The following is a 19705-nucleotide window of genomic DNA, read 5'->3' as shown; positions in this document are numbered from 1 at the left end:
CCAGAACGGCGGCTTCGAACACTTCAACTACCCCTCAGCGCGTTTGCAGAGCTGCCATTGCGCCCTTCGCGCGCTCCAGCGCGCAATACGCGTAATACAGGTGCACCAGCAGATAAGCCCAGGTCGTCAGTGCAAGCACGTAGAAGTTCAGCAGTACATTGCTATCGTCGCCGGGGATCTTGTAGAAGTCGTAGATGCACGCAATGGTCAGTGAGGCGAGCATGCCAAACATCACTCCGATCGCGTGCAGTGACTCTCCAACGGTTGCCAGGCGTACTGCGAAATACACCAGGTAGACCGAAAATATCATCCACATCAGCACGTAGAAATACGGTAGGAGCGGGACCAGAACCTTGGCCGAGATCAACGCGAGTGTGCCCAGCAGAGCGCCGGCAAACATCATGAGTTCCTTGCCCACAGACGGCTTGTAGGCATGCGTCACCGCCATCAGCCCGAGCGCGGTAATCAGCGGAATCCCAAAGGCTCTGGAGAACGCGTCGCAAAAGTATGAAATCAGGTACGCATGCTCCGATCCCGTCAGGAAAAAAACCAGGAAGTTTGTTGCGGAAAAGGCAACCACAAACCACTCCAGAGCCAGTAGCAGGTTTCTTTTCTTCAGAAACCTGATGCCGAAGGTCAGCCCATTGGCAAGCAGCAAGAAACAGGCAAGGCACAGCACAATATTTCTCGGTTCCATAACGATAGCCTCGGTACAGCTGACAGATAATTTGATGGATTAGCGGGGTTGAGGAACGAGTGCGGCCAGATAAGCCGCAATCGCTTGGCGCTCCTGCGCTGACAGCGCTGCGGCCATGGCTTGCATGGCACCACTGGGCTCAATGCGCTCGGCGCTGGCAAAAGCGTTGAGCTGGGCCAAAAGGTAGTCCTGCCCTTGTGCAGCCAGGCGTGGGAAGGCGTCTTGGCCCATCAGTTGGGCACCATGGCAGGCGGTGCAGCCTCGGGTTTGCACCAGTTGTTTGCCCTGATCCCTCAGCCCCTCGTCAGGACTGACAGCCGCATGGGCAACGACCGATTGCCGGGCATAAAAATTCGCCAGTAGATCAATATCATCCGGGCTGAGGGTCATCGCCAACGGCCCCATGTTGGGCGCAAGCCGTTGTCCGCTCGCAAAATTGCGCAACTGGGCAGACAGATACGCGGCGGGTTGCCCGGCCAGGCTCGGATACCTCGAGTTCATCGAGTTACCGTGGCTGCCATGGCAACCGGTGCAGGCATCGGTCAGATGGGGCCAGTTTCCGCGTTCGGCCTGGTAGGCCTCAGTGGAGGTGGTGATGTAACTCTGCAGCCGGTACAGATCGAGCAGATCGCGGCCAAAAATCGCCAATAGCACCGCAATGACCACGATGACGCCAAGCGCTATGATTTTTTTCATTGCCGCCTCCTACACCCTACGTAATGCGTTGAGCACCTGTAAGGCGCTGTGGCGTCCGGCGCGCACGGCACCGTCCATGTAACCTGCCCAGATGTCAGCGGTTTCGGTGCCCGACCAGAACAGATTGCCGCAGGGCGGACGCAGTGCCTCGCCATGTGTCGACCAGAAACCGGGGGGAATCGGCGACACGCACGTAATGGTCCACGGGTCGGCATGCGCCCAGTCATGATCGTGATAGGAAACCGGCTCGAGCGCTGCGTCCCCCAGGGCACGTGCATAGATTTCGGTCTGCATACGCTTCGCGGCCTCTAGGTCGGTGGGGGCTGCGGCATTCAAAATGAACGCATTGATCACACCGATTTCGCCGTTTGGCGGCGAGTTGTCGTATGCCCAGATGACCGGCCCACCGACCTGAATGATATGGCCGTTCAAGCCTTTGTCGCGCCAGAAAGGCCGCGGGTAGACCATTGTGGTCTTGCGTGCCGGCGAGTGCGCCGGCCAGGCTCGCTGCAGGGCGGCGCGGGTTTCGGGCAGCGGTGGATCGTACTGCAGGCGTTGGCACAGTGCTGGATGAATCGCCATGATCACGCGCCGGGCGCGGATCTCGCCCTGATCCGTTTGCAGTCTGACGATGTCGCCGTTCCAGTCAGCAATTTTGCGCACCGGGCACGACAAGCGAACCTTGTCACCCAGCAATTGCGCCATTTTGCTGCTGAGAACCTGTGAACCGCCGACGACCCGCGTCCCTTGCGCGCTGTCCTTGATCGAGTCGAGCCGCATGTATTCGCTGCCGGCCGAATTGATCATCGACAGAAAATGCAGAAAGCCCATCTTCGCTGGTGTGACGCCGCAGGTCAGGAGAAAGCTGGCATTCCACCCTGCGCGGTCTTCCGGTTTGATGTTTTGCTGAGCCAGCCAGTCGCCTGCCGAGAGCTTGTCCAGTTCGGCCAGTCGGGGGGATTTCCATGGCGCGCCGCACGGCACATCACGCGACAGCTCGCTGAGTTTTGCCGAGACGCTTTCGTCGGTACCGAAGGTGCCTTTCAAATCGACGGCGACACGTCCATCGCCACCGAGGATCACGGTTTCCCCCTCATAGAAACTGGGAAAGGTGCCGACCTCAAGCTCACGGGCCAGGTCCGCTACGGCGGTTTGTCCGGGGCCGATCCACTGGCCTCCGGCCTCGGAGATATAGCCAGAACCCAAGTCATGATTGAGCGTGCGGCCACCGACACGATCACGCGCTTCAAGCACCAGCAGCGACTCGCAACCCGCCAGATGCAGATCACGAGCGGCGGTCAAACCAGCCAGGCCGGCACCGATGATCACCACATCAAACACATCGTCCGGGTTGTCTTTGAGCAGCGCATCGGCGGCAGTGGCCAGGCCAATGTTCAAACCGATCGATCCCACGGCGGCAGTGGCACCGGCCAGTTTGAGTAGTTGCCTGCGCTTCAAATCAGGAGGGGCGTCAGTGCTCATGTTCGTTGCCTCACATCACGTTATTGTTGAATTGAACGCCCGTGGCCGAGCGTGGGTGCGGCAGTAAAAAAGGGGTGACGAAAACGCAAACATTCGTTTGTCTTTCTGCAGGCGAACGCCTACCGGCCCCAGGACTTCAAGGTCAGCGTCATCATGCAAACTCAGCGTGTTGGTTCTATAAGCCTCAGCCGTCAGGCCTGAGGGCGCGCAACTTTGCGGTTGGTGTATTCGTCCAGCAGATGTGCCCCTCCCAGCGCCACATTCACGGCGCACCACTGCAGCGGTTCGGGCAGGGTTTTCGGGGTTTTATGCCGCAACGCGGTGAGCAGCGGATGCTCGATACCGCCGATTCTTTCCGCCAGCAGGTGACCGATCAGCGACTGCGATGCGACGCCGTGTCCGGAGCAACCCGCGGTATAGAGAATGTTGTGGTGCGACCCGGTTTCGCCCACCACCGGCAACGCGTCGTAGGCCATGCTGACGTAACCACTCCAGCACGCTTGAATGCCGACACCGCGTAACGTCGGGAAACGCACGCCAAGGTTGTCTTGCAACGCGCGGTAGGTCACCTCATCGGGAATGTTCGGGGTTTTCGAGCCGTAGGCATAACCCAGCCGTTTAGTGGTCATCAGCAGCGTATTGCGTGCGGTCAGGCGATGGCTTTCCATCACCAGGTGCGGCGTGGTCAACCCTTCCCGCCCTGCCCAGCCCAGCGATGCCAACTGCTGTGGTGTCAATGGCTCGGTTTCGACCGCCGACACTCGAAATGGAACGACTTTGTCGCGCAGAAGACCGAGTTGCGGCGTATAGGCATTGGTGGCCAGCACCACTATCGGCGCGCTCGCCTGCCCGCGTGGCGTCCGGCAGGTGATCGTCGACCCGTCGGAGTACGACTCAAGCTTGGTGTTTTCATACAGCCTCACTCCCGCCTGAAGTGCAGCGCGGCGCAGGCCCATCACATATTTGCCAGGGTCCAGCGTACCGCCGTGGCGTTGCAGGCAGCCAAACAGAAAGGCCGGTGGAATGCCCCGCGCGCGCATTTGTGCCTGATCCAGAAACTCGGTTTGCGAACCCAATTCGTGGCCCACGGCCATGCTTTTGCGCAGCCTTTTCTCCTGCGACGGATGGATGCCCGCCCTGATGATGCCCGATGCGTTGTAGTCGCAGTCGATCTCCAATTCGCGTAAGCGACCTTCGACGTAGGCGACAGCTTCGTCATAGAATTTGACGATTTTTTGCGCTTTTTCCTTGCCAACACGTTTCAAGAATAACTCGAACTCAATGCCGACGCTGCCGCCCAGATAGCCGGCATTCCGCCCGCTGGCGCCGAAACCGGCAAACGCCTGCTCCAGCACCACAACCTTGGCCCCCAACGCCGTCAGTTCCAGGGCGGTGGACAGCCCGGCGAAACCGCCACCGATCACGATGACGTCCGCGCTGACATCGCCCTCAAGCTCGGGTTGCAGATCAGCCGGAGTTTCGACCCAGCCACCCAGCCGACGGAAATGCCCGCCGGCGAAGTGGCTTTCCAGCTCTCGTGATTGGTAGGTCATGGACATGTGATGTGCTCCTATCGACTCAGGATGTGAATAGCGACGGCTGCTTCCTCTACACCTTGCAGACCGCCACCGTTTTCCTGGATGGCATGCCGCGCACCGGGTACCTGGCGTGCACCGGCCTCCCCGCGCAACTGGGTGGTCAGCTCGTACAACTGACCGATCCCTGTCGCACCCAGCGGATGGCCCTTGGATTCCAGGCCGCCAGAGGGATTGATCGGCAGGCGACCACCCAGGGTGAAATCGCCGCGTTCGGCACACACCCCACCCTCCCCCAGCGGCGCAAGCCCGAGGTTTTCCGCCTGGATGATTTCGCCCATGGCCGAGGCGTCGTGCACTTCGGCCACGTGCATGTCCTGCGGGCCAAGGCCGGCGATTTCGTAGGCTTCACGCGCTGCCAACAGGCTGACGTGCTTGTGCGGCTCGTCGAGCCCACGCAGGGTGAAGCTGCGGATCACGCTGGCGGCGATCCGCACACAACGTTTCGGGTCGGCACCAATGCGTTTCAATCCCGCCTCGGTACAGAGAATCGCGGCGGCCGCGCCGTCGGATAACGGCGCACACATCGGCAGCGTGATCGGATAAGTGATCGGCGGCGCGGCGAGCACTTCTTCGATGGTGAAGGTCTTGCGAAATTGCGAATACGGGTTGTGCACCGAGTGTTGATGATTCTTGGCGCACACCGCTGCAATCTGTCGCTGAGTGGTGCCGTAGGTCTTCATGTGCCAGCGACACATGGCGGCATAGATGGCCATGAACTTGCTGTATGGACGATCGGATTCCGAGCCCGGCGGCACCACGATGCCCTCGCCCATTTTCACCAGCGTCGCGTAGTTTTCCTCGGCGGTGGAAACGTCCCAGCCGGTTTCGAACAGGGCCAGCGCCCGCGCCTTGTCCGGCACGTTCATTTTCTCCGCGCCCAACGCCAGGGCTACGTCGGTAGCCCCCGAGCGCAAGCTCTGCACTGCCAGATGAACCGCGGTACTGCCCGAGGCGCAGGCGTTTTCGACGTTGTACACCGGCACCCCTTCGAGGCCGATCTTGCTGCACAGCACCTGCCCGGGAATCGACAGTTGCCCTTGCAGATGACCGTTGGTGATCCCGGCGTAGAACACCGCACCGATATCGGCGCGCAGGGCACCGGAATCGGCGAGTGCGCCTTGCAAGGCCTCCAGCGCCAGATCCTGAAGGCTTCGGTCCAAGTGGCGACCGAACTCGGTCATGGCAATGCCGGCGATGTAAATAGGTTCCATCAGATCATTTCCCTCAGATACGCCGCTCAACGTTTTGCCAGTAATGGGCACGCAGATCTTTTTTCAGTACTTTGCCGACCGGGCTGCGTGGCAATGCATCAATGAAATCCACGGTTTTCGGCGACTTGACCGAACCGAGCCGGGTCTTGCACAGCTCGATCAACTCCTCAGCAGTGACGGTATGCCCGGCGCTCAACTCGACCACGGCCTTCACGCCCTCGCCCCATTGCTCATCTGGCACACCGATGACGGCGCAGTCCTGCACCGCCGGATGACTCCACAGCACTTGCTCGACTTCACTGGGATAAACGTTAAATCCGCCGGAGATGATCATGTCTTTCTTGCGGTCGGTAATGTGCAGGTAGCCGTGCACATCGAAATGGCCGATGTCGCCGGTGTGCAGCCAGCCATCGACGATGGTTTCTGCGGTTTTCTGCGGATCCTTGTAGTAGCCCTTCATCACCAGATCGCCGCGCACACAGATTTCTCCGGTTTGGCCCTGGCCGAGAATGTCTCCGGCGTCGCTGAGAATTTCCACCCGAACCAGCGGATTAGGACGGCCTACCGATGACAAACGCTCGTCCGTTGCAAGACGTCCACCGTGCAAATGTTCGGCGGGCGGCAGGTTGGAAATCGAGGCCGGCGCTTCCGTCTGACCGTAACCGCCGGCCATTACCGGGCCAAAGGTCTCGATGGCTTGCTTGAGCTTGTCCACCGACATCGGTGCCGCGCCGTACAGGAAATACTTCAACGAGCTGAAATCGACCTTCTGCGCCAGATCCGGAACATCCAGCAGTCGATAGATAACCGTCGGCGGTAGAAAGGTCTCGGTGACCTTGTATTTCGGAATCATTGCCAGCATCAGTGCAGGATCCGGCTTAGTAATGATCACCACGGTGCCTCCGCGCGAGGTGCACGGCAGGGACAGCGTGCCGGCGGTATGCGTCATCGGCGCCGCCGCCAGGTTGACCGGCGGATGCTCATCGGCATATGGGAAATTGATCATAAAGTGCGCGCAGAACGTTTGGATGCTGCGATGAGTGTTCATCACCCCTTTCGGCAGCCCCGTGGTGCCGCCGGTTGGCGAGAGCGCCACGACATCATCGAGTTGATACTCGACCTTCGGTGCCGTGGCCGGCTGATCCGCGATCCAGGACTTTAGCGACGGCGCCCCGGGCAAGTGCTCGTCAATGCAGATCCACAACCGGATTTTCGGCAGGCTCGAACGCAACGCGTCGACGATCGGCGCGAACTCTCGTTGAAAAAACAGCACCTCGCAGTCGAAGGCATCGAGCACGTGACGGTTCTCTTCGGCGCTGTTGCGTGCGCCGATGGGAATCCAGCACAGGTTGGCGCGCCAGAGCCCCAGGGTGCAGGTCCAGGCCACCGCATCGTTGGCCGACCAGACTGCGCCCTTGGTGCCGCCGGGCAGGTCGGCGGCTAACAGCGCGTTGGCGATCCGGCTAGACAGGTTGCGGACTTCGGTGAAGGTGAACACCCGATCGTCCTGGATGTACGCCGCGCCGTGCGGATTGATCCGCCAGCCACGGTCGAAGAAATCAATAATCGCCATGTTATTCACTTCACAGTTGAGTAACGGTTGCGCGGGCCAGGCCACGCTGCTCGAGGAAGCCCAGCAGATAGCGATGACCGAAGGCTTTCGAGGCCGAGGCGAAACCGGTTCTGGCGGTGTCGTTATTCAACAGTTTGACCACGGCTGCGGCGTGCAAGGCCCCGGTGGCGATGTAAGGCGTGATGCCATGCACGGTGGCACGCACGGCCGTCAGTTGACCACGACCGATTGCGAAGTCAACGGTGCGTTGCAGAGTGCTGCGTTCACGCGGTGGCATGCTCGGGGTGGTCGATTGCACGAGGCTCTGGATCACCGCGTCCTGCTGTTCTTTGGGCAGGTGCTTGTATTCGGCTTCCCACTTCTCACCCAGGCCGTGGACCATTTTCATCACCGGGTTGTCGTAGAAGCCGACACAGGACATGCAACTGCGTACCCGGCCATCCTCTTCGTAAAATACCGGTAGTGAAGTGCCGCCCCAAGGCAGGCAGAACACAGCTTCCAGCAGATCAGGACAAACCACGTTGAAGCTTGTGTTCGGCGCATAAGGCACCAGTTCCTTCTCCCACAGGTAGGCGCCGGGGTAACGGACGCCCTCGAAAATGGTCGCCGTTGAACCGACAGTCACCCCAGCGGCACCGGTGCGTGGGCCGCGGGTCAGTGTCGCGGTTTCCAGCGAATCGACGCCCGGTGTTTCCAGGGCCAATTCGGCGGCGATCTCGGCGTAGGTGTACATGTACGCCAGCGATGGCGACAGCAGCAGCCCGGCCTGGCGATACAGCTCGCCGAACTGATCACGCAAGGCTCGAATGTGCGCCTGCTCTCCGGCTGGATCCAGATAATGGCAGCCAGCTTTCAAGGCCGCTTCTACGGCAGTCAGGCCAAAATTGATGAACGGGCCGACCGTGTTGCACACCACGCGCGCACCTTTGAAAACCGAGACCAGCGCGTCGACCTCGTGGGCGCATTCAATGATTTCGTAAGTGGCCGACTCCAGGCCGACGACGCGTTGTGCCATCATTTCCTGAGCACGGGCGGCGTTGCGAGCGACGGCGGTGAACGGGATGTGCTGGTCGATCAACCAGTCCATGATCAGCATGCCGGTGTAACCACTGGCGCCATAGACAACGACAGGATATTTGGCCATCGGGTTTTACCTCATTTGTTATTGTTGGATGAGTGATGTCGGGTGCATTCAGAATCAGTTGTTAGCCCAGCCTTCGGCGTACAGCTGCTGGGCGAGCAGCCCCAGGCGCATGGTCAGGACCCGGTTTTCGCCGTCCTCGATCAATGACGACTGGGTGTCACGCAAGAGTTTTTCGATCGGGTATTCACGGGTGGTGCCATTGCCACCGAACAGGCGGAAAGCTTCCTGCACAACGGCCATCGCCTCTTCGGTCACCGTGACTTTGGCGGAGGCGGTGGCGTACGGATGGGTTTGCGGCGACAGGCGCGCGAAGCTCAGCGAACGTCGGGCGACCGCACGGGCCGTTTCGACCCGACGCAACATGTCACCCAGGCGCAGACGGGTCATCTGGTGGTCGATCAATGGGTGCCCGCCCTGGCGGCGCTCATGGCAGTACTGCAGGGCCATTTCGAAGGCGGCTCGTGCGACACCGGTAAACACCTGGCCCATGTGGGTGCCAGCGAACGACCAGGAAGAACTGACGGCGCCGTAGTAGTTGTCGCGCTCGGCGATAGCAAAGCGCCGAGGCACTCGTACGCTGTCGAAGTAGATTTCGCCTTGAGGCAAGGATCGCTGCCCGATTTTGTCCAGCGGCTTGCCTTTGGACACGCCCTTCAGATCAAGCGGAATAATCAGCGCAATCCCGTGCGGCCGGCCGTTCTCATCGTAAAAACCGTCACCGTAATCGGCGCAGATCAAGCCCAGTGCCACTTGGGCAATGACGCCGTTGGAGACCCACGCCGAGCTCTGGCCGTTGAGGATGACTTCATCGCCAACCACTTTGGCGGTCAGGTTGCCGATATTGCCGAGCTTGCCCGCTGGCCAGTCTCGCGCCATGTCGAAGATCTGGTTGTCGCTGCCACGGTCGGGTTGGGTGGCCATCCAGCAGCCGATCCGGCCCTGGCAGAGTTCGACCAGTTCGGCATTGCCGGCGGCAACGGCCATTTGCAGAGGGAAACCGGCGCAGCCCAAAGAGATCGCCAGCCCGGCGTCGCCCCAGCCGAGTTCTTCACCGATCAGCGATTCGATTCGCACCGCCATGTCCGGCGGCAACTGTGCCAACAGCGCCGGGTCGAGGCCGAGCTTGGCGAACTCGGCAAACAGCGAGTAGTAAGGCGAGCCAGGGGCAACCACCTCTTCGGCGGTCATGCGGTCCAGCTCGCGACCCAATGGTCGCAACACTTCTTTGGCGAAGCGGTGCACGGAGACCTGAATCGCAGCCTCCTCTTCCGTCAGCGGGGTTTCGAAACCGGTGAGTCCGGCGGCTGGCAGGGTGAGTGTCGACTTGAGCGAGATCATCAAAGTACCTCCATCGAGAGTGGCAGCCGCTGCGCTTGCAGCGTGCTGCGTCTTGTTATTTGCCATCGACTCTAACAAGCAAAATTAATTAACGCAACATTCGTTATGTTTATTATTTTGCACCTATAGAAACTCATCCAGGCACGGAAATTCGGCCGGAAATCAGCAGTTCGTTTGAGAAAAAATCGCGCCGACGTGTCGGGAAACGAGCATGGCGTCCGCCTCCCGACATACCGCCGTTATCAGTGCCGAGAAACGACGCCTCTACGGGAAAAGACGATCGGCGAGCCATCCCCGTTCAGCAGTGTCGCCGTGAGCGAAACCCCGTCGCCGCTGGGTTGTTCATGGAAACTTTGGCCACCGTCGTCGCTGCGCACGATCAAACCGTCCAGACCTACGGCGATGACTGTTTGCCCGGAAACATCGATGGCGGTGACCGAGCTCTTGCTTTGCAGCGACACGCGCTGCCAACGTGCGCCGTCGGCGGAGCCGTGCAGCAACGTGCCGCGTTGCCCGCCCACCAGCAGCGAGCCGTCGCCCAGCACCGCCCCCGTCCACAGCGTGCCGCTGTAACCGGTATCCACATAGCGCCAGTGCTTGCCCTGATCGTCTGAGCGCAATAACTGGCCGCGTTCGGCGGTGGCGTACAAGCACCCTTCCCCATCGGCAAACAGCCCCATTAGGTTTAGGTCGGCCCGCTTCGAACCCGGCGGAGCTTCGAGTCGCTGCTCGGTCCAGTGCTTGCCGCCGTCATCGGTGGTCAGCACCAGCGACCACAGCCCCACCGCCACCCCTTGCTGCGGATTGAAAAAGTGCACGCCAAACAGTGGCCGATCTTCTGCACTGGAAAGGCGCTGCACCTGCCAGGTATCGCCGCCGTCAGTAGTGGCCAGAATCGCCCCCCAGTGACCAACGGCCCAACCCTGACGGGCATCGACGAAGGACACCCCCGTCAGAGGGGTGGCCAACGGCACGGATGTCGCTTGACGGAAATGCCCACCGTGATCATCCGACAACAGCACCACGCCGTGATCGCCGACGGCAACGGTTCGCTCCCCGGCCCGGGCAACGCTCAACAGCGTCGCGGCATTGGCGCTGGCCGTTTGTGTAGCCGGTACAGCCGACAAGGACGAAGCCTGCAATAACGCCGGCAACATCAGAACCAGTAAAGGCATCAGGTTTCGCATGGCTGTCTCCTCAATGCACCAGTGAGCCGATCAGGCGCACTGGGCGCCGTCGCGGGAATGTCCGCTCCAGCCATACTGCGAAGGCTGGGAGAACGGTCATAGCCATGATCATGTTGACCAGAAACATGAAGGCCAACAGCTTGCCCATGTCTGCCTGAAACTTCAGGTCGGAAAACGCCCAGGTGGCGACGCCCGCCGCCAGGGTGATCGCAGTAAAAATCGTGGCGACGCCGACCTCCAGCAATGCATGCTCCACGGCTTTGGTGATCGGTTGCCCGAGCGCCTGATGCAGCTGCAAACGGTTATAGATGTAGAACGCGTAATCCACGCCGATGCCGACCGCCAGCACCATGACCGGTAAGGTGGCGATGGTCAGGCCGATCTGCAGCTCCTTCATGAACCAGTAGCCGATGAAGGTCCCCAGAGTCAGCGGCAGGCAGCAGACCAGCACTGCGCGCCAATCGCGGTAGACGACAAACACCAGCAGCGCGATAGCGCCGTAGACGTAAAGCATCATCGGCAACTCGCTGCGTTCCACTTCTTCGTTGATCGCCGCGATCACGCCGGCGTTACCGGACGCCAGACGTACACTCACCCCGGGCTGAGTGAACTGGCTGCGGAAAGCCTTGGCCGCGGTGATCACCCGGTGAATGGTGGTTGCCTTGTGATCGGCGAGAAACAAATGCACCGCGGTCATACTGCAATCAGGCCGCATCATGCCGGGCACGCGAGCCACCTCGGCGGCCATCGACGAGTAGTTGGTCGGGTCGATGGGCACCGCGTTCATTTTCGGGTTGCCCTCGTTATAGCCCTCGTTGAACTGGCGCAGGCTGTTGGAAAACGAGGTCACCGAGACCACACCAGGCACACCTTGCATGGCCCAGACAAAACGGTCCTGATATTGGCCGAGAGCGACGTTCTCGCAGTCGTTCGCACCGCCATCGACCTTGACCTCGAAGACCACACTGAGCCAGTCCAGACCAATGTCGTAATTGCTGGCGATCGACAGCGCATCCCGATTGAAGCGCGCATCCTCGCGCAGTTCCGGGGCTCCGGCCTGTAAAGAACCGACGACTCGATCATGGCTTTGCCACGCCGCCGTGACAAAGATCAGCACGGCCATACCCAGCACCCAGCGCACGTTGTGCCATTCGCTCAAACGGGCGAGACCGTGTAACCAACGGACACGGCGCTGGCGAGAAACTTCCTCGGCTGCGGCGTAACCGTCATGCACCCTGAGCATCGAGGCCAGCACGGGCAGCATCACCAGATTGGTGACGATCTTGAACGCCACCCCGAGTGAAGCGGTGATTGCCAGTTCCCGCACCATGGGTATCGGGATCAACAGCAACGTCACGAACGATACGAATGCGGTGACCAACGCCAGTGTGCCGGGAATCAGCAACCCACTGAAACTGGCACGCGCCGCGCCCTCCACCGACTTGCCGCAGGCGATCTCGCGAATGATGAAGTTGATCTGCTGCACGCCATGGGATACCCCTATGGCAAACACCAGAAACGGTACCAGCACCGCCAACGGATCGAGGCCATAGCCGAGCAGACGCAAAGCGCCGAACTGCCAGATCAGCGAAACCAGCGAGCAACCCACCGCCAGCAAGGTGAAACGCAGCGAATGGCAGTACCAGAACACCGCAGCCGCTGTCAGCAACAAGGCCAGCAGACAGAACTCGAAAACCGCCGAAGCGCCCACGGCAATGTCCCCGATCTGCTTGGCGAAGCCGATGATCTGGATCTCGAAATCCATGTCCTCGAACTGACCGCGAATCTGCTGCTCCAGGACCTGGTTGTAAGCCACATAGTCCAGGCGCTGGCCGTTAGTATCGAACTCGTTGAGGTCGACCGTGATCATCGCGCTGCTTTGGTCGCGAGCCACCAGCGTTCCGATAAAACCACCCTGCGCCGTCGAGTTGGCGATCATGGCTATGCTCGTATCATCGAGACTTTCCGGCGTTACCGTCCCTGGTACCAGCGGGTCGGCACGAAAGCCCTCTTCGGTGATTTCATTGACGAACGCGTTGGGCGTCCACAACGAACGCACACTGCTGCGCGACACGTTGGGCAGAAAGATCAGCGCCTGGGTGACGTCATACAGACGGTTGAGCCCTGCCTGGCTCCAGATCGTCCCTTGGCGAGCCTTGACCACCACCGTCAACCGATTCGCGCCGAGCAAGTCATTGCGATAGGTCTCAAAGGTCTCGATGTATTCATGGCCGATGGGCAACTGCTTTTCAAACCCGGCTTCCATGCGCAACTGCACGGCAAACCAAGCCATGCCCAAGGTGAACAGCGCCAGGCTCGCCAACGTCAGCATGCGATGCGAGAACAGCCATTGTTCGATGCGCGGTAACACGCCGCGCGAAGTGCTTTGCTTAAGGTTCAGGGAACTGTTCACGGCGCGCCTCACAGGGTTCGGGAAACCACAAGGCCAACGTAATCGCGATCACGCAGCAGTTGATCGTAAGGGGTCTTGCCGCCCATGAACTTTGCGTAGTTGGCCGAGATTTGCCAGCTCGCCGGATTGCGCACGAAGTTGAGGTAGAGGTTCATGCTGCTGGCGTCTTCGGTGAAGGTGGCCGACAGGTTCGGGGTGCGTCCGTTGATCGAGCGCGAGTAGAACACTCCCGGCGTGACCTGCCAGCCAGGAACGAGCGTGTTGTCATAGGTCAGGCTCAAATCGAGGCTGATGCCAGAGGAGGTTTTGTTACCCTTGGCGCTCGGCGCGATGGCCGGGTCCAGTTGCCAGGTATTAAGGCCGGCGGCGATGGGTTCCCCGGCGTAGTCGTTATGCAGACCGGGGTATTTCACGACCACCAGTTCGCTCAACAAGGTACCGGTGCTGGCACCGGTGAATTCGAGCAAGGTCGGCGAGTTGGACGGCGTCATGCTGTAGATGCCGGTCAGGTGCCATTGCAGTTTCTTTGCGTCTTTCCAGCATTTGCCACCGTTGGCGGCGCAAGCGTCGATGACCGGGTTGAGCGGTACCGCATCCTTGGGACGATAGGACAACTCGGTGCCCAGTGCCCAGTCGCCGACCGGCATATTGGCGCTGATGCCGTACATCATGCGGTCTTCCGGATATTCCCAGGTCGGCGCCGCGGCGAAGGTTTGCGGATCCACCTGCACGCTCAGTGACGGCAGTTTGTCGTGATAACGCATCACGTACAGACCCAGGTTGAGATCGGTGTTGTCAGGCTGCCAGCGCAGTGACACGCCCCATTGGCCGCTGTTGCGCGCCTCTTTTTCATCGTACCCGTAGGTACCCCTGCCCTCACCCAGCGCGTGGGTGGTGGACCAATAGCTCCCTACCGGGGGCAATTCACTTTTGTTCCAATTGAACTGCCAATACGCCTCGATATTCACCCCGGCACCAAGCCCCGACGCCAGGCTCAACATCGGGGCCGGCAGCAAGGCTTCCTTGAGCTGGGTACCGGGACGCGACAATGCCATGACATCGTAAGCGTTGGTGTTGTTGATGCCGCCAGCAGCGAACAGACTCTCGCCCCAGTTGATCACCTGATTACCCAGGCGAGCGCGAACACGTTGGTCACCGACATCGAAACTCTTGCTCACCCACAGATCCAGCAGACGCGCCTTGAACTCCAGATCGTCTCGGGCGCCACTGGTGAGGCCGTCGCTACCGACACCTTCAGGCCGGTTAGCCGATAGCGCACCGCTGGTGTCGGTCGCGGCAAAGTCCCGAATCCAGCTACCGCGCGCCATGAACGTGTAGTCTTCGGGAAACTTCAGCACCAGTTCATGGATGCCTTTTATGTAGTTGGTGAACAGGTCGCCCCGGTCGTAGTTCAAGTCGCCCTGGTCACCAACACCTGCGCTGGGCGCCAGACAGCCGCTGGGTGGATTGTGCCCGCCGGGGCCGCTAGTGATAAGGTTGCAGCCGCGCGATTCGGTGCGCAGTCCCATGCCCACGGCGATGGTGGAGTCGAAAGAGCCGCGAATGTTTTCGGTTTCAAAGGTGAACGCCATGGCAAATGGGGTTGCACACGCGATGACAAGACCTGAGGTTCTACTGATTATTTTTTTCATGTCTGTTCCCGAAAGCCGCTATCAGCGTTCGCTGTTGGCGCGCAGGTTGTCGGAGGTGTAGAAGTCGCGTTTCAGGCGCGGATTGCTCGCCCCGTCGGTCAGCCAGCGATGGTCGTTCTTGCCGGTGCCAATGGAGGTCATGTCGTACAGGTAGCGACCGTCAACCAGGTTGTATTGCGCCTGGGCTTCCATGTCGCAGGTGCCGGTCTCGTACACCGGGATCGTGTAACCCTCGCGGACCTTCCAGATTTGCCCCTGCTTGTCGTAGTCCACCGCCATCAGCGCGTTCCAGCTGTCTTCGTCGATGTAGAACAGACGCTTCGGTGCCTGATGGCGCATGCCTTGGCGGACGGTCGCTTCGACCACCCACACGCGGTGCAGCTCATAGCGACGCGATTCGGGAGCGATGAAGTCGCGCTTGGCCACCTCCTCGATCTTCGCCGAGTTGTCGTAGGCCCCGAACGAGTTGTAGGGCACAAGCATTTCCTGCTTGCCCAGCAGCTTCCAGTCGAAGCGGTCCATGGGGCCGAAGAACACGTTGGATTCATCGATGGTGTATTGATTGTCCAGGCCGATTTGCGGTGCGTCGTAGGAATACGCCGGCATGCGCCGCACGCGGCGCTGGCCCGGGAAGTAATAGAACGTGGTGGCTTGCTCGCCGGCCTTGGTGGTGACCACCCCGGCTTGTCCGGCAAGCGCGGCGGGGTCGGTGTAGCTGAAGTAGGTGGCGACTTCCAGGCGATCGAATGACGAGAACAGCGCGCTGCCCTTCACGCCCCATGGTGTGTACATGAACCAGTCGGTGGAGGTGCGCAGCCAGTCTTCACTGCCCTTGCGTGGCGAAATTCCGGAAACGGTTTTCGACATATCGAAGCCAACGCCGCGATAGCGCATTTTCATGTTCCACATCACTTCGGCACCCGAGGCTGGAAATGGAAACGGAATGCCTGGAACATAGGCTTCCTGCAACGCCAGGCCGTCGCCGTCGAGCTTGGCGAAACCGACGTTCTTCTTCGTGTTCTGCGCGACGAAATCCGGCACGCCACAGCTGCGTCGTGTCGGGTACACGTCCATCCGGTAGCCGGGAATCTTCTTGAACATTTCTACCTGGCCCGGTGAAAGCTTGCTGGCGTATTTATCGACGTTGCCCGAGTCGATGCTGAACAGCGGCTTGTCATCCTTGAACGTCCATTGCTTGCCGCGCACTTGGCCATGGGTCCAACTGCCACCTTGAGGACCGGGTGCTGTCCACGCGGGAATCACCCCGTCGGCACTGGCCGCCGCCTCGCCTCCCAGCGGAGTCAGTTTGGTGCCGAGTAATGCTGGATCCTTATCTGCTGCCTGTGCCGTACAGAAAAACGCCGAGGCAGCGACGGCCGCGACCAGATGCTGGATTACGACGCCAATAGAAAAATTGTTATGGGGGCGCTCAATCACTGTGTTCATGGGAGGGATCCTCGTGGGCCTTGATCAGCAACGGGGTGGTCTTTACGGTGGCAACCCGTTGCCTGCGCTAACCTAATCAACTGACTTGATCAAATGACCAAGTCGAGTAATCAAAGCAAGCCCGGTGCCAAGATCCACAGAGCGGGAATTAGTCGTTTCTTATCAATCGATTGCGCGATCGCGGGGTCTACAGCGCGATAAAACTGCCGGAGGATGTTTCCGTTTGTTTCGCCGAAACGCACCGATTCGGGAAATAACGAAACAGTTGTTACCATTATTGGTGCAGCCGTTTCATGTCCCCTTTCCATTCATGACGCCTGGCGATTTGTTGCTGTAGGATCCGCAAGCGTCGACATCGCCCTTGTCGTTATAGGGCGCCAGGAATAAAGGAGATTGCTGAACCATGGCCAGAATGGGCGCTGAATTACGCCGGCAGGATTTCGTCGAGGCAACGATCAGAGTGATCGCCGAGCATGGCGTAGCCAATGCCACGACCCGCCGTATTGCGGCGCAAGCCGGCTGTCCGTTAGCTTCGTTGCATTACGTGTTCCATACCAAGAACGACCTGTTTTATGCGGTCTACGAATCGCTGTTCAGCCTGCCACCGCAAGCGCTGGAACAGGTACCGGCCGGGGCCACTGCTGCGGCGACGGCAGCCGAAGTTCTGCGGCAATTGATCACTTGGTTCATCGATCATCCGGATGCGGCCAGGGCGCAGACCGAGTTGTTCTTCTGGGCAATGCGCAATGACCCGCAAATGGCCAGCAAGATTTACTCGGTGGCCATTGAAGCCACCGAGCAGGCGCTGCAGCGAGCCATGGGAACTGAGTTGAGCGAAGCGTTTTTAAAGGCGTCCAGCCGCTTGCTGATTCAACTGGTAGACGGGCTGACCATTGCCTGGTCGGCCCACGGTGATCTGGATCGATTGCGAGCCGAAACCGAGACTGCTTGCACTGCGCTGGCCTTGTTGGTGGCCAGTCACTGAGTCGATCCTTGCCCAGGCGCCGCATGGGGATCAGATCGCGCAGGCTTCTTACAATTCATGACATTCGAACGGTGCGCAACGCCGATCCCGTGATGAACAAAAACTGTCTCAGATGAAGTCATTTGCTCTATTTCGGTGGTTTTCGTTGCAGTAATGAGCTTTTCCTGCACAATTCGGCGGATTGAAATTCGATTCGAGACCGACTGATGACCCTGACTCCTCAAGACGAACGACTTATCAAGGCGCTGGCCTTGGCCATCGTGGATCGCCCTCGGGCGACACTCAAGGAACTGGCTGAAGCGGCTGGCGTCAGCAAGGCTACGCTGCATCGCTTTTGCGGCACCCGTGACAACCTGGTGCAGATGATGGAAAGCCACGGTGAGACGGTGCTGAACCAGATCACCACCACCACCGACCTGTTGCACGGCGAGCCGGTACAGGCGTTGCGCAGTTTGATCAACGAGCATCTCGCGCATCGGGAAATGCTGGTTTTCCTGCTCTTTCAGTACCGCCCCGACACGTTTGCGGTCAATGGTGAGGGCGACCGCTGGCAGACTTATGCTGACGCTCTGGATGCTTTTTTTCTGCGTGGCCAGCAACTGGGCGCGTTTCGTATCGATGTCACCGCCGCGGTTTTCACGGAGCTGTTCCTGACCATGATTTTCGGCATGGTTGATGCCGAGCGCCGTGGGCGCGCGGCCAGTGCCAACTCGGCCAATGTGCTGGAACAGATGTTCCTGCATGGCGCGGCCGGCGCAGCGAGTGCGTTGTAAGCCTTACTCGGTTTTCCTGGAAAAAAAAGCCCCGAGACCTTTCGGTCTACGGGGCAAAGGCGGTTGGATGCGCCAACCAAAGGAGCTCTTGTCAGGCGTTATCTAACGGTTATCGGCGTGGACCAACCTCCGCCCAGCGAACGGAACAGATCGACCAGAGCAATCTGGCGTTGCGTGCTGACCTCGATAAACGTTGTTTCATTGACGAAACTGGTGCGCTGCGCATCGAGATAACGCAGGTGGCTGTCGATACCGCCTTCATATCGGGCCTTGGCCAGACTCAGGGTTTCAGTGCTGGTATTGGCCAGTGCGCGGCGCGCGGCCTCCTCCCGGCGCAAGGTGTCGGTGGCAGCCAATGCATCGGCGACCTCGCGGAACGCCGTCTGAATCGTGCCTTCGTAGGCCGCCACAGCTGAATCCTTGCGGGCTTCGGCCAGACTCAGCCCGGCACTGTTGCGACCAGCATCGAACAACGGCAGCGAAAGGTTCGGTACGAAACTCCAGGAGCGCGAACCGCCGTCGAACAGACCGGACATCTGCGCGCTGGAAGTACCAAAGCTGCCGGTCAGGCTGATACGCGGAAAGAACGCCGCCCGTGCCGCGCCGATATCGGCATTGCGCGCTTGCAGTCGATGCTCGGCCGCAAGAATGTCCGGCCGGCGCTCGATCAGCGTCGATGTGGTGTCCGCAGCGATGTCTTGCACCAGCATCGGCTGCGTCGTCAGCCGCTCGGGAATCACCTTGCCCGCGTCCTTTGTGCCCAGCAGCAAAACCAGCGCGTTGAACGCCTGCTGCTTCTCGCGCAGATTGCGTTCCTGTTCGGCCCGCGCCTGTTCCACCAGCCCCAGAGCTTCCTGATAATCCAGCGCTGTCGCCGTGCCGCTGGAGCGGCGCTGACTGATCAGCGCGAACGAGTATTCGCGGCTGCTCAGGGTTTGTTGGGTCAACTCCAGCCGACGCTGGGCGCCGTCGTGAACCAGATAGGCCTGGCTGACTTCAGCGATCAGCGCGATCTGCGCGGCGCGGGCTGCTTCTTCGGTGGCCAGGTATTCCTGCAGCGCAGAGTCACTGAGGCTCTTTACCCGGCCAAACAGATCCAGCTCGTATTCGGGCAGCGACAGACCGACCTGATACTGGCTGGCCACCCCTGCCCGGCCGTCACTGGCCAGGTCCGACGGCAAGCGCTGGCGGTTGCCGGACGCGCTTGCATTCAGCCCCGGAACCCGATCGGCCCGCTGAATGCGGTACTGCGCCCGGGCCTGCTCGATGTCCAAAAGGGTCTGGCGCAACGAGCGATTGTTATCCAGCGCAACACCCACCAGACGGCGCAGGTCGGGATCGACGATGAACGACTGCCACGCCAACTGGTTGATCGGAGCGCCCTGTTTCAACGACTCGCCCGCCCAGTTGTCCGCAATCGGTGCGACGGGCCGCTCATAGGTCGGCGCCAACGAGCAACCGGCCAACAACATGGCGATCACCAGCGTAGAAAATCCTGAAATACGCATGC

At 60.1% G+C, this 19705-nt stretch carries 15 protein-coding genes; 2 read left to right on the top strand and 13 right to left on the bottom strand.

All coding sequences use genetic code 11. The annotated features are described in order from the left end of the window. Positions 1–34 precede the first annotated feature (34 nt). From AC1RAC_RS00470 to AC1RAC_RS00415, 12 genes are all read right to left on the bottom strand, one after another. The gene (locus tag AC1RAC_RS00470) at positions 35–697 is read right to left on the bottom strand and encodes a hypothetical protein (protein WP_236454252.1); all 663 of its coding nucleotides are present in this window, start codon (positions 695–697) and stop codon (positions 35–37) included. A 39-nt stretch (positions 698–736) separates the two neighbouring features. Then, a complete protein-coding gene (locus AC1RAC_RS00465) occupies positions 737–1393 on the bottom strand; it encodes a c-type cytochrome (RefSeq protein WP_089041693.1) in 657 nt (218 codons plus the stop codon). A 9-nt stretch (positions 1394–1402) separates the two neighbouring features. Beyond that, entirely contained in the window at positions 1403–2875 is a 1473-nt protein-coding gene (locus AC1RAC_RS00460) for a flavin monoamine oxidase family protein (RefSeq protein WP_054896440.1), read from the bottom strand. Between the two features lie 191 nt (positions 2876–3066). Next, a complete protein-coding gene (locus AC1RAC_RS00455; RefSeq protein ID WP_492615993.1) occupies positions 3067–4434 on the bottom strand; it encodes an NAD(P)/FAD-dependent oxidoreductase in 1368 nt (455 codons plus the stop codon). Between the two features lie 11 nt (positions 4435–4445). Next, the gene (locus AC1RAC_RS00450) at positions 4446–5684 is read right to left on the bottom strand and encodes a thiolase family protein (protein ID WP_054896438.1); all 1239 of its coding nucleotides are present in this window, start codon (positions 5682–5684) and stop codon (positions 4446–4448) included. A 13-nt stretch (positions 5685–5697) separates the two neighbouring features. Next, entirely contained in the window at positions 5698–7257 is a 1560-nt protein-coding gene (locus tag AC1RAC_RS00445) for an AMP-binding protein (protein WP_054896437.1), read from the bottom strand. 10 nt (positions 7258–7267) lie between these two features. Beyond that, positions 7268–8401 carry a saccharopine dehydrogenase family protein gene (locus AC1RAC_RS00440; RefSeq protein ID WP_054896436.1) on the bottom strand — a complete coding sequence of 378 codons (1134 nt, stop codon included), beginning with the start codon at positions 8399–8401 and terminating at the stop codon, positions 7268–7270. A 54-nt stretch (positions 8402–8455) separates the two neighbouring features. Further along, positions 8456–9739, bottom strand: a complete 1284-nt coding sequence (locus AC1RAC_RS00435; protein WP_492615992.1) for an acyl-CoA dehydrogenase family protein — start codon at positions 9737–9739, stop codon at positions 8456–8458. A gap of 242 nt (positions 9740–9981) precedes the next feature. Then, positions 9982–10926 (bottom strand): WD40/YVTN/BNR-like repeat-containing protein, encoded by a 945-nt coding sequence (locus tag AC1RAC_RS00430; protein ID WP_492615991.1) that lies wholly within the window; start codon positions 10924–10926, stop codon positions 9982–9984. Between the two features lie 10 nt (positions 10927–10936). Beyond that, positions 10937–13258 (bottom strand): efflux RND transporter permease subunit, encoded by a 2322-nt coding sequence (locus AC1RAC_RS00425; protein WP_371262622.1) that lies wholly within the window; start codon positions 13256–13258, stop codon positions 10937–10939. An 89-nt stretch (positions 13259–13347) separates the two neighbouring features. Beyond that, the gene (locus AC1RAC_RS00420) at positions 13348–14991 is read right to left on the bottom strand and encodes a DUF1302 domain-containing protein (protein ID WP_054896432.1); all 1644 of its coding nucleotides are present in this window, start codon (positions 14989–14991) and stop codon (positions 13348–13350) included. Positions 14992–15012: 21 nt separating this feature from the next. Next, positions 15013–16437, bottom strand: a complete 1425-nt coding sequence (locus AC1RAC_RS00415) for a DUF1329 domain-containing protein (protein WP_198791275.1) — start codon at positions 16435–16437, stop codon at positions 15013–15015. 403 nt (positions 16438–16840) lie between these two features. Between AC1RAC_RS00415 and AC1RAC_RS00410 the strand changes: the two genes are divergently transcribed. Both AC1RAC_RS00410 and AC1RAC_RS00405 read left to right on the top strand, forming a co-directional pair. Then, on the top strand, positions 16841–17422 hold the full coding sequence (locus AC1RAC_RS00410; RefSeq protein WP_169918920.1) for a TetR/AcrR family transcriptional regulator: 582 nt from the start codon (positions 16841–16843) through the stop codon (positions 17420–17422). A gap of 206 nt (positions 17423–17628) precedes the next feature. Then, a complete protein-coding gene (locus tag AC1RAC_RS00405) occupies positions 17629–18195 on the top strand; it encodes a TetR/AcrR family transcriptional regulator (protein ID WP_044273809.1) in 567 nt (188 codons plus the stop codon). 98 nt (positions 18196–18293) lie between these two features. On the opposite strand, the gene AC1RAC_RS00400 is transcribed toward AC1RAC_RS00405, so the two are convergent. Further along, entirely contained in the window at positions 18294–19703 is a 1410-nt protein-coding gene (locus AC1RAC_RS00400) for an efflux transporter outer membrane subunit (RefSeq protein WP_089041687.1), read from the bottom strand. Positions 19704–19705 lie beyond the last annotated feature (2 nt).

The organism is Pseudomonas sp. GW823-FHT02F05 (genome assembly GCF_058797315.1).
Note: the sequence above shows the minus strand (reverse complement) of the source record. Positions and strands in the feature narration are given on the sequence as shown.